General features: G+C 30.0%; 15 protein-coding genes. 3 read left to right on the top strand and 12 right to left on the bottom strand.

What is annotated here, in order from left to right; genetic code table 11:
• Window positions 1-105: 105 nt before the first annotated feature.
• Complete coding sequence (locus CLAU_RS00350; RefSeq protein ID WP_013238648.1) at window positions 106-963, bottom strand: sensor histidine kinase; 858 nt, start codon at window positions 961-963, stop codon at window positions 106-108.
• A gap of 287 nt (window positions 964-1,250) precedes the next feature.
• The gene (locus tag CLAU_RS00345) at window positions 1,251-2,285 is read right to left on the bottom strand and encodes an SDR family oxidoreductase (protein ID WP_013238647.1); all 1,035 of its coding nucleotides are present in this window, start codon (window positions 2,283-2,285) and stop codon (window positions 1,251-1,253) included.
• A 130-nt stretch (window positions 2,286-2,415) separates the two neighbouring features.
• On the opposite strand from CLAU_RS00345, the gene CLAU_RS00340 reads away from it, so the two are divergent.
• Window positions 2,416-2,862 (top strand): MerR family transcriptional regulator, encoded by a 447-nt coding sequence (locus tag CLAU_RS00340; RefSeq protein ID WP_013238646.1) that lies wholly within the window; start codon window positions 2,416-2,418, stop codon window positions 2,860-2,862.
• Window positions 2,863-3,042: 180 nt separating this feature from the next.
• Here CLAU_RS00340 and CLAU_RS20670 read toward each other — a convergent pair whose 3' ends face one another.
• From CLAU_RS20670 to CLAU_RS00320, 5 genes are all read right to left on the bottom strand, one after another.
• Window positions 3,043-3,219: a hypothetical protein gene (locus tag CLAU_RS20670; protein ID WP_156496162.1), complete on the bottom strand. Its 177-nt coding sequence runs from the start codon at window positions 3,217-3,219 to the stop codon at window positions 3,043-3,045.
• A 123-nt stretch (window positions 3,220-3,342) separates the two neighbouring features.
• Window positions 3,343-3,807, bottom strand: a complete 465-nt coding sequence (locus CLAU_RS00335; RefSeq protein ID WP_029170107.1) for a hypothetical protein — start codon at window positions 3,805-3,807, stop codon at window positions 3,343-3,345.
• A 255-nt stretch (window positions 3,808-4,062) separates the two neighbouring features.
• Complete coding sequence (locus CLAU_RS00330; RefSeq protein ID WP_023161663.1) at window positions 4,063-4,848, bottom strand: TPM domain-containing protein; 786 nt, start codon at window positions 4,846-4,848, stop codon at window positions 4,063-4,065.
• 93 nt (window positions 4,849-4,941) lie between these two features.
• Window positions 4,942-5,511, bottom strand: coding sequence for a LemA family protein (locus CLAU_RS00325; RefSeq protein ID WP_023161662.1), 570 nt, complete (start codon window positions 5,509-5,511; stop codon window positions 4,942-4,944).
• A 235-nt stretch (window positions 5,512-5,746) separates the two neighbouring features.
• On the bottom strand, window positions 5,747-6,373 hold the full coding sequence (locus CLAU_RS00320) for a GntR family transcriptional regulator (RefSeq protein ID WP_013238642.1): 627 nt from the start codon (window positions 6,371-6,373) through the stop codon (window positions 5,747-5,749).
• 361 nt (window positions 6,374-6,734) lie between these two features.
• Here CLAU_RS00320 and CLAU_RS00315 point away from each other — a divergent pair, with 361 nt between their 5' ends.
• Together CLAU_RS00315 and CLAU_RS00310 are read left to right on the top strand one after the other, a co-directional pair.
• On the top strand, window positions 6,735-8,000 hold the full coding sequence (locus CLAU_RS00315; protein WP_023161661.1) for an L-cysteine desulfidase family protein: 1,266 nt from the start codon (window positions 6,735-6,737) through the stop codon (window positions 7,998-8,000).
• A gap of 381 nt (window positions 8,001-8,381) precedes the next feature.
• Entirely contained in the window at window positions 8,382-9,710 is a 1,329-nt protein-coding gene (locus tag CLAU_RS00310) for a glycosyl hydrolase family 18 protein (protein ID WP_013238640.1), read from the top strand.
• 352 nt (window positions 9,711-10,062) lie between these two features.
• On the opposite strand, the gene CLAU_RS00305 is transcribed toward CLAU_RS00310, so the two are convergent.
• From CLAU_RS00305 to CLAU_RS00285, 5 genes are read right to left on the bottom strand one after another with little or no spacing between them, the layout of a single operon-like run.
• Window positions 10,063-10,530 carry a VOC family protein gene (locus CLAU_RS00305; RefSeq protein WP_013238639.1) on the bottom strand — a complete coding sequence of 156 codons (468 nt, stop codon included), beginning with the start codon at window positions 10,528-10,530 and terminating at the stop codon, window positions 10,063-10,065.
• A gap of 48 nt (window positions 10,531-10,578) precedes the next feature.
• Window positions 10,579-11,430: a helix-turn-helix domain-containing protein gene (locus CLAU_RS00300; RefSeq protein WP_013238638.1), complete on the bottom strand. Its 852-nt coding sequence runs from the start codon at window positions 11,428-11,430 to the stop codon at window positions 10,579-10,581.
• A 21-nt stretch (window positions 11,431-11,451) separates the two neighbouring features.
• Window positions 11,452-12,009, bottom strand: a complete 558-nt coding sequence (locus CLAU_RS00295; RefSeq protein WP_013238637.1) for a prolyl-tRNA synthetase associated domain-containing protein — start codon at window positions 12,007-12,009, stop codon at window positions 11,452-11,454.
• Window positions 12,010-12,048: 39 nt separating this feature from the next.
• Window positions 12,049-13,482, bottom strand: a complete 1,434-nt coding sequence (locus CLAU_RS00290) for a sensor histidine kinase (RefSeq protein ID WP_023161660.1) — start codon at window positions 13,480-13,482, stop codon at window positions 12,049-12,051.
• Window positions 13,483-14,136, bottom strand: coding sequence for a response regulator transcription factor (locus tag CLAU_RS00285; RefSeq protein WP_023161659.1), 654 nt, complete (start codon window positions 14,134-14,136; stop codon window positions 13,483-13,485).
• Window positions 14,137-14,147 lie beyond the last annotated feature (11 nt).

Here is a 14,147-nt window from a genome sequence, read left to right as displayed (position 1 = left end):
TGGTAATCAATTCAAAAGTCTGAAAAATTATCTTAACATCCGTTAGTGTAAAATAACTACATTTTTCTATAAAAAAAATTACAGACAAAACCTGTAATTTTCTTTTTACGAAATATATTTATTTAATTTGGGAAAATGGATTGAAACTTCAGCGCCTCTTTCATATTCAGATTCTATAGCTATATAATGCCCTAACTTTCCTGCAAGTTTTTGACTTATGTAAAGTCCCATCCCAGTTGAATGCCGCTTTACCCTTCCATTATAACCTGTAAAACTTTTTTCAAATACTCTTCCAATGTCTTCTTTCTTTATACCTATTCCATTATCTTTTATATATAAAACTTTTTCCTTTTCTTGTACTTTTGTATATATATTTATAATTCCATCTTTAGGAGTATATTTTATGGCATTATCTAAAATTTGTTTTATTATAAATTCAAGCCATTTATAATCAGTATCAACCTCTACATCTAGATTTTCTATCTCCATCTCTATTCCATACAATGCCTTTTCATTCTCACTGCTTAAGTTATTTTCAATAATTAGTTTAGATGCAGCAATAGGCGTTTTTATTTCATGAACCCAGGTAGTTAAAAATTCAACACTTTCATTGTTATTATTAACAAGTCTTTCTATTTGTATATTAGCACTTTCATACAGATTATTAATTACATCAAGATAAAACTTTTGTTCATAATTCCTTGGGCAGGGTAAACTATGAATCCACTCTAATCCTTCCTTAGGTATATTTCTAATTTTATTCATATTAAATCTAATTAAACTATAATCAATTGCAAGATATATTATGAAAAGTAAAAAAGAAACTGTAATTAAATACTCTGCATTAGATTTTAACATTCTTATAGAACTATCAAATAAAGTCATTCCGCCTATAAATACCATGAGTATGGTAAAAAAAGCAATTAAGTTTCTCCTATCTTTTAAATATTCTCTTAAACTCATGTTTTATCTTTAGTGAGAGAGTGTATAATAAGTACCAAGCCCTCACTAAAGTTCACCTCCATTCTTTTTATACTATTTTTTGTGTATAACATGTTAATAACTCTGTTGATAATTCGTCATATTTTTGATTTACGAACATAAAAACACTGTAGAATTCAACTTTGAATAATACAGTGTTTAGATAAATTGTTCGTTTTTTCAGTTGTTACGCTAAATAAGAATGTTGCGAACTAACTTGTTCTTTATTTTAATCCCTAAATTATTATAAGAAACCAATATCCTTAATCTCATTTTATAATTTCGAATTTAATCATGCTATTTATCGAGGTAATAATAGCTTCTTCGTTATTTGCAATCGGCTTCCAACCTAAAATTTTCTTAGCCTTTGTATTACTCACATTGCGGTTCATCCTCATTAGTAACGCTGTTGCTTCCGCTTGTTTGTTAGAAGAAGCGTTTGAATATATAACTGAATCAGGTAATGTCTCGACGGGAACCTTTTCTGTAATTTTGGGATATTTATTTTTCAACAATGCTGCAATTTCAGGCAAAGATATTTGACCGTCTGCCGATGCTATAAAACGTTGTCCATTTGCGTTAGAATTTGTCATGGCACGAATGTGTAAATCAGCCACGTCCCGAACATCAACAATATTTAAAGGAATATTTGGAATAGCTTTCATGGACCCGTCTAATAAATGTTCTAGAAGCCCAAAACTACCTGAAATGTGAGCACTCAAAGAAGGTCCCAAAATAGCAACAGGGTTGATGGTAGCAAACTCTAAATTGCCAGCGTCTTTCTTAATAAAATCCCAAGCGGCACGTTCTGCTAATAATTTTGATTTTTCATAAGCCGATAAACCTTTTTCATTTTGGTCAGTCCAATCTTCTTCTGTTGTAGTAGTATTCAGATTTTTATTGCTAAATCCAACCGCACCAAAATTAGAAGTCATTACAACACGTTTTACATTTGCATTTCGAGCGGCTTTTAGCACACGAATTATGCCCTCCACGGCAGGGCGCATCATTTCAGTTTCATCTTTTTGGGATATATCAGAAAAGATAGGTGATGCGACGCTTAATACGTAGTCACAACCTTCCATGGCTTTATCCCAGTTATCATCTTTTAACAAATCTGCTTCAACAAATGTAAGGTTGTCAAAGGTTTTAATACCGTTAGCTTTTAGTGTATCAATTACTTTGTTTTTACTGCTAATGGAGCGAAGTGTGGTTATTACACTGTAACCTTTTTCTAATAATTGAAGAATTATTTGCACACCAAGAAATCCTGTGCCTCCTGTTACTAAAACATTTTTTTGCATATCTTATGCCTCCATTAAATATTTATTAAATCCTTGAAAATTAATTTTTTATAATTTATACTTATGTTAACACCTAGAGTTATCTCTAGGTCAAGCTATTTTTAACGTATTATTTAAAGGAGATTTAAAATTGATTTATTCTATCAAAGATGTAGCAAAAATAACGGGTCTTTCCATATTTACACTTCGTTTTTATGATAAAGAAGGACTTCTACCATTTGTCTCAAGAAATAAGTCGGGAATCAGAGTGTTTACCGAATCAGATATAAATCAGATTAAGACTATTTGTTGTCTAAAAAATACTGGAATGAAAATTAAAGATATAAAAAAATATATTGATTTTTGTATGGAAGGTGCCGTTACTATAGATTCGAGGATAAAATTATTCGTGGAACACCGAAAGGAAATTATAAACCAAATAAATGCTCTTAATGAAAATCTCAAGCTCATTGATTCAAAACTTGAAATTTATACTTCTCCCAATGCTGTCGAAATCATTAATAAACAAATAAGTAAAGTAGATGACGAAAAACGTAAAAATTGTTTACTGAGTCCTTTTTCCAAAATTAACCGATAGTCATTTAGAGAATAGTCTAAGCTGTTTACATTAAAATAGAAGGCATATAGCTATGGAACCTCAACTACGCATTATTTTACCATTCTGTATTAACTTACATTAATTATATGATACGCCGTACTATTCAATTTTCAAAGATCAATTTTTCCTAACTAATTCGTAATAATATCATGTTACGACTTACTTAATACTTTTTAATTTTTCTAATTGCTCTCTTAATCTTTTATTTTTATCTTTAAGTTCTTCCATATCTACCAATTGAATAATTAAATTTTGCTTATCTTCTTTTAGCTTTTTAATTTCTTTATATAGTTGCTTTATTTTATCGTCTTTAGCCTTTATCTTTAGGTGCAGCAACTATACTATCATCAGGAACACCTTTCTCAATGGCTCTTAGGCTTAATATACGTTCTTTTAGAATATCATTGTTGTATAGAGTAGCCTTTTGATACTCCTGCTTCCTCGGCTACTGTTTTAAAGTTAATCTACTAATGGTTTTAAATACTTATATTTTACATACTGCCTTTCCCAAGAGCGTTGTTGTCCCAACTCCTTATATCTTATCATTTCTTTTTCCATAAGTTCTAATTCTTGTTTTAAGATAGGATAAAACTTAACCTCTGTAATATAGTTAGGACAGTTATAAAAGAAACAGCCATCGCCATCGGAACAGTTACCTCTTCTAAAATCATATAGGCATACACCTGTCGGTAATGGATTAAAACTCATAGATTTAGATAAATTAGATACTATATTATCAATTTCTTGTTCTGTTTTACCACGAAACTGTTCATTAAGTTTAGCCTTTATTTCTTTTGCTCTAAGTCCAGCAATTTTAGAATCTTTACCAAGTATCATATCTGAATATATTTCTTTAACTTCTTCTTCCTTTAAAGTAAGGTAGTACGAAGTCATCTCAATAGATACATGAGAAAATTGTTTCATGATATGTGCTATAGGTACTTTTTGCTTAATAATTCCTCTAACAAATGTTGCTCTAAATTGATGAGTTTTTAATGGATATAAGTTAATCTTTTTTACAAACAATATTTGTATAAGAATTTACAGTTACTATATTGTAAGGTTGAGAAGACGATAAAAAAAATCCATCCAATCAAAGCTCATATTTTATGAAAATATTGGCTTTAACTAGATGGTGCTTTATTTTAAAAACATTGCATAAAGTAAAATTCATTAATTTTACCAACTTCCTGAAGAACCACCTCCACTAGAGCTGCCTCCTCCAAATCCGCCCTGGTTACTTCCACCAAAGCCTCCGCCGCCTCCTCTTGGGCCTCCCCAAAAAGAATTCCAAAACAACAAATAAAATAAAAACTTAGTTATCCTTGCTTTATTAAGTAAAATATCCAATAGGAAAGCGCCCAGAATATAGTATATTACTACAGGATTTACAGAAACTGATTTTTTCTTCTGTGCAGTTTCATTACTTCCTTGCAAACTAACATTATATTCTTTAGCTATATCTCTTGCAAAAACTGAATAAGCATTTTTTAAACCTTCACCATATCTTTTTTCTTTAAAGAGTGGAATTGCTTCACTATTCATAACTCTAGAAGAATATATATCCGTAATTACGCCTTCCAACTCTCTCCCTACTTCCACTCTCCACTTTTTATCATTTATTGATAATAATATTAAAAGCCCATTATCCTTACCTTTTTGTCCAATTCCCCAGCTTCTGAAAAGTTCATTGGAATAAGATTCTATATCTTTTCCTTCAAGTGAACTAATTATAACCACTGCTGCTTGTGAACCAGTTTTATTTTCTAATTCACTTCCAAGTGATACGATATAGTTTTTAGAACCTTCATCAACAATTCCTACATAATCATTTATATACTTTAATTTAGTTGGTACAGGTATATTTGAAGCACCTTTCACAAAATAAGGCAAAGTCAAAATAAAAATTAACACAGAAAGTAATACACCTAAAGATGATTTGACCATCTTAAATTTACTATTCATTTAAATTTCCCATTTTAAGATTGTATAAAATAGCTTTTTTACAACTTAGTTCTATCAATGAATTATCTATATGATTCTAAGCTGTAACATAAACTATCTTGTAAAATCCACCTTTGGAACTTCCTGTGCTCCCTGGCTAGCCTTATAATATGTTTTTTGAGAAAAACCAAGTATACCTGAAATTACTGAATTTGGAAATCTCCTTATAGATGTATTATAGTTATTCACAGCAGTATTATAATCTTGTCTTGCTATTCCTATTCTATTTTCTGTACCTTCTAAAGCAACAGATAAATCTCTAAAATTTTGATTAGATTTTAAATCCGGATATCTTTCAACAATTACTAAAAGTCTTGAAAGTGCTGATGAAAGTGCTGCATCTGCATTTGCTCTACCAGTAATTGTTTGGGCTCCAGCAAGCTTAGCTCTTGCGTTTGCCACATCTGTAAATATTGTTTTTTCTTGAGCTGCATAACCTTTTACCGTTTGAACTAGGTTTGGTATTAAATCTGACCTTCTCTGCAGTTGAGTATCAATATTAGCCTGTGCTGCATTAACTTTTTGCTCTAATCCTACAATGGAGTTATAACTGCCTATTAAAGGCAAAAATATAATTAACAATACTCCTATAACAATTAAAGATGTTTTTAATCTTTTACTCATTTGATGCACCACCATTTTTTATAATAGTATATTTATTTTGAGGAATTTTTTTAATAAATATACTAGTGCACAAAATTTCTATTTTGTACTAGTGAATTCATATTTAACGCTAAAGTTCTGAAAAATTTAGTCTCAAAAAATAATAGAGTCAAGAATTTTTGAGATTTTAATCATAACCTTTCAAAAATTCCTGACCTTTTATCAATGTGTAATATCATTTCTTATTGTTATTAGTTTAAATAGCAGCAATGTCTGAAATCATAAGATTCTCGATATCCGCTTTTAAAATGTTTACAGCCATTTCAATTTCGTTTCTTTCCAAATAATCAATTAAAACCCTATGCAAACTCGTTCTGCTATAATGTTTTCTCTGTATAAAAAAAATAGTCTGTATATTCATAGCATCTTCCAAAAGCTTATACGCATACTGATTTCCATAAATAGAAAATAGTTTAAGGTGAAACTCACAATTATAATTCCAGCGAACCATAAAATCATCGTCAGGACAATTAGCATGGCTCATACAAATGTTTTTAAGCTCCTCGATAAAAGCTTCATCTATATACATATAATAATTTTCCAAAAAGGAGCTTTCTAAAACAGAACGGAATTTTACGATTTCCAATAATTGCTGTTTACTTGGCTGAATAATTTTATATCCCTGTCTTGGGATACTTGATAGTATATGAGTTCCAATAAGCTGTGTAAGTGCTTCACGTATTGGTGCACGACTAACGCCGTATTTCTCCATTAAAAACTTTTCAGTTAGGATGGTATCTGAAGAATATATACCATTAATAATATCAGAAAACAAAGCATTATAAATTTGATTTTTTAATGTATTATCATTTTTTTCACCCATAAAACTACCCCTTTTATTCCAATATTATTGTCAAGTCATTATACATTTTTAAAAAAAATAAGTCAATATAAAAGAATCTGATTTTTGAACAACATATAAATTATTGTTTGTAATCATATCACAATATAATATATATCATTATATTTTCCATTAAATTTTAAATTTTTCATAATATATTTGATGTAATCAAACATATTATATACATATAGCATATAATATTGATTATTGAAACTTATCGTGATATGATTAGTAGAAATACTAAAGTATAAATTTGCATAACATAGAAATATTGTTTACTGCTGTTATAAATATATTACATATTCTTATAGTCATATTATCTAGTAACAAAGGGGGCTTTTTGATGGATAAAATCCAATATGACAATTACGTTAAAATATTAAAAGAAGAGTTAATTCCAGCTATAGGATGTACAGAACCAATTGCTATTGCATTTACAGCTGCAAAAGCAAGAGAAGTTCTTGGACAAATGCCAGAAAAAATAGTTATTTGCTGTAGTGGCAATATTATTAAAAATGTAAAGGGAGTTATTGTACCTAATTCCGGTGGAGAAAAGGGTGTGGAAGCTGCAGCTATTTTAGGTGTCGTAGCAGGAAAAGCAAATTTGGAACTCCAAGTTATCAGTGAAGTGAAGCAAGAAGACATCGATAAAGCTAAGGCATTACGCAAAAAGGGAATCTGCATCTGTAAACTAGAAGAAGGAGAAGAAAATCTTTTTATCCGTGCAGAATTAACGGCTGGACATAATATGTCAGCTGTAGAAGTCAGAACAAAACATAACCACATTGCCAAGATCCAAAAAAATGGTGAAGTAATATTTGAACAACCTGACATAGTAACTAAACAATCTGGAGATAAATCAAAGCTCAACATCAAAGACATACTTCAGTTTGCCAATGAAGTAAACTTGAATGATGTACGAGATATTATTAGTAGACAAATTAAATATAATTCTGCCATATCAAAAGAAGGCTTGACTCATAATTGGGGTGCTCAAGTTGGACAAACTCTTATAAAATTTGGTAGTAATGATATACGTACCAAGGCAAAAGCAGCTGCCGCAGCAGGTTCTGATGCAAGAATGAATGGATGTGCCCTTCCCGTAGTCATTAACTCGGGAAGTGGTAACCAAGGAATCACCTGTACTATGCCAGTTTTAGTTTATGCTAAAGAAATGGGTGTGGATGAAGATATCCTTTACAGAGCTCTTGTTTTAACTAACCTTATATCCCTACATCAAAAACGTTATATAGGAAATTTATCTGCTTACTGTGGAGCTGTGTCAGCAGGGACAGCTGCAGCTTGCGGTATTGCTTATTTAAATGGTGGTGATTATGATACAATTGGAAAAACCATAATCAATTCTATTGGCACTGTTGGTGGTATTGTATGCGATGGAGCCAAAGCTTCCTGTGCAGCAAAAATTTCTAGTTCAGTAGATGCTGGTTTAATGGGATATGAAATGGCAAAACATGGTTTAGTATTTCCATTTGGTGAAGGACTTGTGGAAAAGGATTATGAAAAAACAATTCAGAATATCGGTCGTGTGGGACATCAAGGCATGAAATCAACTGACGTAGAAATTCTTAATATTATGATAGGTAAATAACCTCTTTTTATCTAAACTTAGCGTAAGAAACCAAACTCCAAAGAGAAAGCGACTATCACCAGATCACAGATTTGATGATAGTCGCTTTTCCTACTAAGTAAAATTCATTAATAATTTTTGAGAATGAGTTACACTGTACGCGATTAAATCATAAATATTACCTATAATAGTATCCGACACTTTGTTAAAAACTCCTTCTCCTCCTTGATTTTCTGAAAATATCTTTAAAATATTATAAGATTTTATGACTTTAGTCCCTACATCAATGTGACTATAGAAATCTATTTATATACAAAAAAAGGCTTTATAATTAGATCATCAAAGGAGAGAAATATTAGATTTGCCAACCTAATTCAATAACAAATTTAAGGAGGGGTACAAATGACAGTTAAAAAAAGCTTTTTGATATTTATTACAGCAATTATTTTCTTAATTTCCAACATACAATTTGCTGCAGCAAAAAACAATGGTTCTCCACCACCAGCTCCAACAGGATTAACTATTTCTAATATTAGTACAAGCTCTCTTACATTGAGTTGGTCTTCAGTATATGGTGCATCCGGATATTATGTTTATATGGCTTCACCAAATGATGCTAACTATACCAAAATTGCCACTGTTACTAGTACAAAATTAATAAAGTCCGGACTAACTTCTAATACTAATTATTGGTTTTATGTCACAGCTTATAATCGCTATGGTACTTCAGCAAGTTCAATTCATGTAACTGCTAATACACTGCAAATTCCTATAATACCAACTACAACTAAAAAGCAAGTTTTAGGTTTTACAACCTATTATTATTCGGGAGATCCATCCTCTTACAATTCAATAGCAGCTAATACTTCAACTATTGATGAAATAGCTACACAAACCTATACTACAGATAGTCTTGGCAATATTTCAGGATTAGTTCCAACTAACCAAATTAGCTATGCAAACAGCAATGGAATTAAAACCTATGCAATGCTTCAAAATAATTTTGATGGCAATATTTCAAAATCAGTACTAGAAAATCAAACAAACAGACAAAATTTAGAAAGCAATCTTTTAAATGCAATAAAAGTAAATGGCTACAAAGGCGTAAATGTAGATCTTGAAGGAGTTTTCTATTATGATAGAAACTACTACACAACTTTTGTACAAGAACTTTACAACTTGTTAACTCCACAAGGTTTTTCAGTAACCCTTTCAGTACCAGCTAAAACAAGTGATAGTACAACAAATACTTGGAGCGGAGCATACGATTATGCTGCACTGGCAAAGTATTCTGATCAAATAGCTATAATGACCTATGATGAACACTATCCTGGTGGAACAGCAGGTCCAATTGCCTCTATATCTTGGGTTGAAAATGTAGTTAAATATGCAATTACCGTAATTCCAAGAGAAAAAATTATGTTAGGTGTTGCAGCTTATGGATACGATTGGTCATCAAATGGTACAAAAGCTTACGGAATAAATGGCATGTACAATATTGCAGCTACAAACAATGCGGCTGTACTGTGGGATGATATATCAAAATCACCATATTTTAATTACACAGATACTTCTGGTATAGCTCACTCAGATTGGTTTGAAAATGGCCAGAGTTTAGGATATAAATTAGATTTAGTTAATTCCTATAATTTAAATGGCATTGCTATTTGGAGATTGGGGCTTGAAAACGCAGACTATTGGACAAGCATAAAAACAAAATTTAACAGATAAAATTATCATATAATGATATTTTCACTACCATAAATTATTTGATTAACTTTTATAGATGACATTTGACAGAGAACAATGAAGGTGAGTTTTCCTCCTTACATCAGAAAACTAATTTATTTTTAAGCCATGTTTTGCTAATGCAAAACATGGCTTAAGCAGGTCCTAAAATCTGTGATTTTCAGATAATTGCTTGCTCAGAAAGTACTTCTTAGAAACAAAAAACGTGAGTTTCTTTTAAATTGAATATTTTTCTTAGCATAGCGGAGAAAAATAATCCTTCACTGTCCTCTCAAAAATATTGCTTCGTAATCTTTTTACACTAAGTCATATCTTTGTATGTGTGAAAATTAAATTATTTACATTCTTCTAATTGCCTTATATAATCAATAGGAAACTGGGTACGCTTAGCTGTTTCTTCAGGTGTCAAACCTTCATTTAAAAATCGCTTTATAACACTTACCATGCTTTCTCCAACTTCAATAATATGTTTATCGGGATCATAAAACCTGATGACTCTCTGCCCCCACGGATATTCTTTAACATCATGAATATACTCTATATTATCGAAATTCTTTAACCTTTCCACAAATTCATTTAAGTCCTCTTCTTCAAAATAGAGTTCAAAATTATTTGACTTACTGGCAACTTTGTTTTTATTTATATCAATAAGCTCTGCAAAACCTTTTTGTATTGCAAAACTATTTTCAAAAGTAACATTTGCTCCAAAGTCCATGGTTACCTTCTGATTAAGTACTTTTTCATAAAATTTTCTTGAAATCTCAATATCACTAACAGCTATAAGTGGACATACAAATTTCATTTCTAACATCTCCTATTTATATACTTTTCTAACATTGTTTATTATATATCAATATTTAAAAAGTTCATTGTAAAAATCAGACATGTTTTTGAAAAATTCTTTAGGAGAAACTCCACATATTTGCTTAAAATCATGTATAAAATGTGATTGATCAAAATAGCCAAAAATTTGAGATGCATTTATGTAACTTTTATTCTCAGCTTTTTTTAACATATTTATTGAATAATTTATCCTAGAAATTCTTAAAAGCATTTTTGGATTTATCCCAATATACTCATTAAACAATCTATTTAAATGACGCTGGCTTACATATTCACTTGATGATAATTCTTTTACTGTTAGCACTCCATTTGCAACTTTAATTTTCTCTAAGCTAGATCTCATAACTGCATGCTGCTTATTATTTTTCTCTACCGCTTCCAAAAAAATCCTATTCACCATTGAAACCATATCATCTGCATTATTTGCAATCTCGGCAGCATGATTTAATGAATCATACAAACACTTGTCAACTTCATCTACTTGTGTTTGAATATCACATAATTCTGATTGTTTTATCCCAGTAATAGCATGCAGTCCTCCAGGTACAAACTCAATGAAAAATCTTATTTTTTTTAAGTTCACATCATTTTTTACTATAACCGTCTTCGTTGTTGCTCCCCAAAGGCTTAATAAAAAATCACTATTTTCATAAGTATATATAATACAACCACTGCAGTCAGGTATTAAAGTTAAATCACCAATATTATCGCTGCACCTTCCCATTTCTTTTGGATTGGGAAATAATATAGTATAGTGTGCAATATATTTTCTAAGTAGAGGATGAGGTTCTATGTATATGTAATTAGGTGTTTCTTTTATTTTTAAATGCTTCTTTACTGAAATATCATTAAAGAACAAATCTATTCCTCCTATGTAAAACTATTCTCCTATTAATTTCACATATGTTGGAACATGTCCTGTATATGGAAGAAACTTATCTATAATATATTTGGTCTCAATCTTAAGACTTGAAGTATTAATACAAGGATGACATCCCACATATTCTTCTCTTATTACATCCTCATCTATCAAAAGTTTTACGTTATGTTCTGCATCATTCATAAGTCCCATAACACTCACAGATCCTGGCGTGATATCAAGATACTTTTCCATATACTCCGCTGGTGCAAATGACAAACGGGAAGATTGAATCTGATTAGACAATTCTTTTGTCTTGAACTTTTTATCACCAGGCATCATAAGCAAATAAAATTGAGTTTTTTGGCTATTACATAAAAATAAATTTTTGCAAATAGTAATGCCCAAAAGCCTTTCTACATCATAACAGTCCTCAATGCTTGCTGTTACATCATGATCTATACGACTATAAGGAATATCTAGCTTCTCCAGTAAATCATAAACTGCCATCTCCTTGGATAATCGAGAACCTGATGGTTTTGTAGTATAAATAGTTGGATCAATATGTATCTTTGTCATTAGTTAAACCTCTCTTTCTTAAACATGGTTTTATAAGTATCAAAAATTCTTATAAAAAATTACCTTTATTGCGGTACCCTCTCCAACCTTACTTTCTATATCAATCCTAGCATTATGAATTTTAGCAATTTCCACACACAAAGAGAGTCCAAGCCCTACACCATTACTAGCCCTTGCCCTGGATTTGTCCACCATAAAAAATGGTTTCATTACCTTTGATATGTCCTCTTCTGGAATACCAATTCCGCTGTCCTTAACTTCCAATATTATATTAGAAGCATCATATTTATATGCCTTTAAGTATATTTTATCACCAATTTGAGATGCTTTAACGGCATTATCAACAAAATTAGTTATCATCACCGTCATTAACTCTTTATCCATCGATAAATTTAAATCTTCAGCTAAAATTTCTAAATGAATATTTTTCTTCTCCAATTTTGGCTGCATGGAATCTTTAATTTCAACTAGAAGCTTAAGAACATTTTCACTTTTCATTTTAAAATCTTTTTTTCTTAAAATAATTAAATCCATTAATTTGAAGGCTAATTTTTCTAATCTCTTGCCTTCGCTGTATATATAACTTAAGGAATTTATAAAGGTTTCCTCATCATACTTAGTAGTTCTAAGAAAATCAGCATAACCTATTATAGAAGTTAATGGCGTTCTAAGCTCATGAGCAAGATTATCAATAAATCTCTGCTTATCCTCTGAAACCATCTCTAGTTCATTTATTTTATACTCCACAACATCTGCCATATCATTAAAATTTTTTGATAATAATCCAATCTCATCATCTGATATTACCTTTACTCTTTCACTAAAGTTTCCAGCAGCTATTTTTTGAGTGGTTTTAATTAATTTATTTATAGGATTTACTATAAACTTACTTAATGCTATGGTTACTATAATTAAAATTATACAAACAAATATATTTAATTTTAAAAGAAGATTCAACAAATATTTCTTATTTTCATAAATACTTGAAACATCTTTAACATAAGAAATTTTATAGTAATTATTGTCTAAATTTATTTTTTTAGTTATAAATAAATAGTTTTTTTCATCAATATCACGTATTATATACTTCACTTTATTAAGCTGAACATTAAGTTCCTCTCTTTTATCTGATATATTCATGCTTAAATTAGTAAAAATAACTTTATTGTTATTATCTATTACCTCAATATATATATCCTGTTTTCCAAAATTATTTAAATATGTACTAATCATTGAATCTATACTTTGTTTATCAAGTTCAGTCTTGTAAGAATTAGACTCTTTTTGAATTTTAAATAAAAATAAATTTGATTCTACAAAAGAGCAAAATCTTTGCTGCTCATTTATTCCAGAATCAATTTCTGTATTAAGATTTAGTTTAAAATTACTGTTAATTAAATATATTGATGAAGGAACAAAAAATATTTCAAATATAACCAGTGTGCATAAAAATATCTTTTCCCAGAATTTCATTTAACCCTCCAGCCTGTATCCTAATTTAAATACAGTTTTAATTTTATCCTTCCACTGAAGTTTTTTTCGCAACTTTTGTATATGGTTGTCTATAGTTCTAGTTTCTCCAACATAATCATATCCCCAAACCCTTTCTATTAATTTTTCTCTGGTTAATACAACATTTTTATTTTGTACTAAAAACACTAATAATTCAAATTCCTTTAAAGTAAGCTCTACAGCTTCACCTGCTTTTCTAGCTGTCATTTCTTTTAAATTTATTTCTACATCTTCAAAATTTATTACATTGTTGTTTTTATTATAATGTCTAAGCACATTATCAATTCTAGCTAATAATTCAATACCTTCAAAAGGTTTTGTTATATAATCATCAGCCCCAGCTCTAAGACCATATACCTTATCTGTGACAGAGGTTTTAGCAGTTAAAAATATAACTGGAATTCCTAGAGGCTTTATCTTTTCTAATAATGTAAAGCCATCAATTTTTGGAAGCATAACATCTAAAAGTATTAAGTCAAAGCTATCATTTTCAATTTCCTCTAAAGCATCTTCTCCATTAAAAGCTGTTTTACACTCATAATTTGACATATTCAAATTCAGCTTTATTAAGTTCGATATTGGAAGCTCATCCTCAACAACTAATATTTTTATCATTACATGATTGT

This window comes from Clostridium autoethanogenum DSM 10061 (genome assembly GCF_001484725.1).
Taxonomy (GTDB): Bacteria; Bacillota; Clostridia; order Clostridiales; family Clostridiaceae; genus Clostridium_B; species Clostridium_B ljungdahlii.
The sequence above is the reverse complement of the archived record's forward strand: the minus strand, read 5'-3'. Positions and strand labels throughout refer to the sequence as shown.